Below are 2,213 nucleotides of genomic sequence, written 5' to 3'. Positions count from 1 at the left end.
CATCGCGCTGGGCGACGACGGATCCATGCGGATCTTCTCGTCCCAGTCCAGAGTCATGAACCGCCAGGTCGGATCGACGTCGGGGTTCACGACCGTGAGGTCGAGCCCGTAGTGCTCGGCGATCAGCGCCCAGTACTCGACGGATGCCCCGCCCAGCGGGTCGGCGCCGATCCGCACCCGGGCGCTGCGGATCGCCTCGATGTCGATGATGTTCTCGAGGTCGCGCACGTAGTTCTCGCGGAAGTCGTACTCGCCGAGAGCGTCCGCGTCGATGTCTTTGAAGGGTGTGCGCTGTACGCCCGCCAGCCCCGCGGCGATCAGCTCGTTCGCCCGGTCGGCGATCCAGCCGGTCGCGTCGGTGTCGGCCGGGCCGCCGTTCGGCGGGTTGTACTTGAAGCCGCCGTCGCGCGGCGGATTGTGGCTCGGGGTGACGACGATGCCGTCCGAGCGGCCCGGGTCGTCGAGCGGCCGTCCGCGGTTGTATGCGAGGATCGCGTGACTCAGCGCCGGGGTCGGCACCCACGAGTCGCGGGAGTCCACCCGCACGTCCACCCCGTTCGCGACCAGCACCTCGATGGCGCTGCGCTCGGCCGGCAGCGACAGCCCGTGCGTGTCGCGCCCGAGGAACAACGGCCCGCCGATGCCCTGCGATTGGCGGTAATCGACGATCGCCTGGGTCGTCGCGAGGATGTGGTCCTCGTTGAAGCTGGTGCTCAGCGATGATCCGCGGTGTCCGCTGGTGCCGAATGCGACGCGCTGCTCGGGGATGGCGGCATCCGGCTTGCGGTCGTAGTAGGCGGCGATCAACTCGTCGATGTCGATCAGGTCGGATGCTTCGGCGGGGAGTCCTGCGCGGGTGCTCATGGGTCCCAGTCTGGCACCGGCGCCGCGATCTGCACCCGTCTGACTCAGGGTGACGTCGCCCGGGAGCTGCGTCCCCCGTCTCCGCGGCCACCGCCTCCTGCCGCCGAGACTGCATCGGGGCGGCGAGACAGTGGGTACCGCCCGCAGTCTCGACCCGCGGTTGCAGTCTCGATGGGCTGGCTAGGCTGTCCGGGTGACGACCACCGACCCGACTGAGGCCCCCCCGCGCCGCACCTACAGCTACCTGGGGCCCGCCGGCACGTTCACCGAGGCGGCCCTCGCGCAGGTTCCCGAGGCGCGCAAGCAGCAGTGGCGCTCCGTCCGCAACGTCGGCGAGGCGCTCGCGGACGTCGTCGAAGGCCGGTCGGATGCCGCGATGATCGCCATCGAGAACTCCGTCGACGGAGGTGTGTCCACGGCGCAGGACGCGCTCGCCACGATGCCCGGGCTGCGAATCGTGGGGGAGTACCTCGTCCCGGTCGACTTCGTCCTCGTCGCCCGCCCCGGCACCAGGCTCGAGGACGTTTCGCTGATCGCCGCGCACCCGGTCGCGTACGCGCAGTGCCTGCAGTGGCTCACGCGCACGCTGCCCGCGCACGCGCACATCCCGGCGTCCAGCAACGTGTCCAGCGCGATGGGGCTCCTCGACGGGACCAGCGATGCGGATGCCGCGATCTCGCCCCCCGGAATCCTCGAGCACCACGACCTCACGCTGCTCGCGCGCAACCTCGGCGACAACCCGAACGCGGTGACCCGGTTCGTGCTCGTGGCACGCACGGTCGCGCCGCCGGCGCCGACCGGCGCCGACAAGACCTCGCTCATCGCCGAGCTGCCCGACGACCACCCCGGCGCCCTGCTTGAGATGCTGGAGCAGTTCGCCACGCGGGGCATCAACCTCTCGCTGCTCGCGTCGCGCCCGATCGGCGACGCGCTCGGACGCTACCGATTCGTGATCGACGCCGACGGACACATCGAGGACGAGCGCATGGCCGACGCGCTGCTGGGTCTGCGCCGCTTCAGTCCGAAGGTCGTCTTCCTCGGCTCGTACCCGCGGGCCGACCGCGCGATCGTGCGCTACCCCGAGCGGTACTCCGACGACGTGTTCGTCGAGGCGCGCGATTGGCTGCGGGGGCTGCTGAGCGGCGAGCCCGAGCTCTGAAGCGCCGGGCACCGCGGCCCCCGGCGCCGGCGGCATCCGCTCTTCCGCAGTTCCTCGGAGATCTGCACGATCTCCGAGTCGCGGTCCCGGATGCGACCGTCTTTATGCAGATCTTCGAAGAACTGCGGAAGCGCGGATGCGCCGGCGCCGGGCCGCCGCGGTGCGCGGGGGTTCAGAGCTCGGGCTCGCC

General features: G+C 71.0%; 1 protein-coding gene and 1 pseudogene. One reads left to right on the top strand and one right to left on the bottom strand.

Annotation, left to right across the window (positions count from 1 at the left end; all coding sequences use genetic code 11):
* Positions 1–864, bottom strand: a pseudogene (locus VFX99_RS11645) (phosphoglucomutase); the annotation flags it as partial.
* Positions 865–1,057: 193 nt separating this feature from the next.
* Here VFX99_RS11645 and pheA point away from each other — a divergent pair.
* Positions 1,058–2,023 carry a prephenate dehydratase gene (gene pheA, locus VFX99_RS11640; RefSeq protein WP_329666457.1) on the top strand — a complete coding sequence of 322 codons (966 nt, stop codon included), beginning with the start codon at positions 1,058–1,060 and terminating at the stop codon, positions 2,021–2,023.
* Positions 2,024–2,213 lie beyond the last annotated feature (190 nt).

Origin of the sequence: Microbacterium sp. (assembly GCF_036277215.1) — a bacterium.
Lineage (GTDB): Bacteria > Actinomycetota > Actinomycetes > Actinomycetales > Microbacteriaceae > Microbacterium.
The sequence above is the reverse complement of the archived record's forward strand: the minus strand, read 5'-3'. Positions and strand labels throughout refer to the sequence as shown.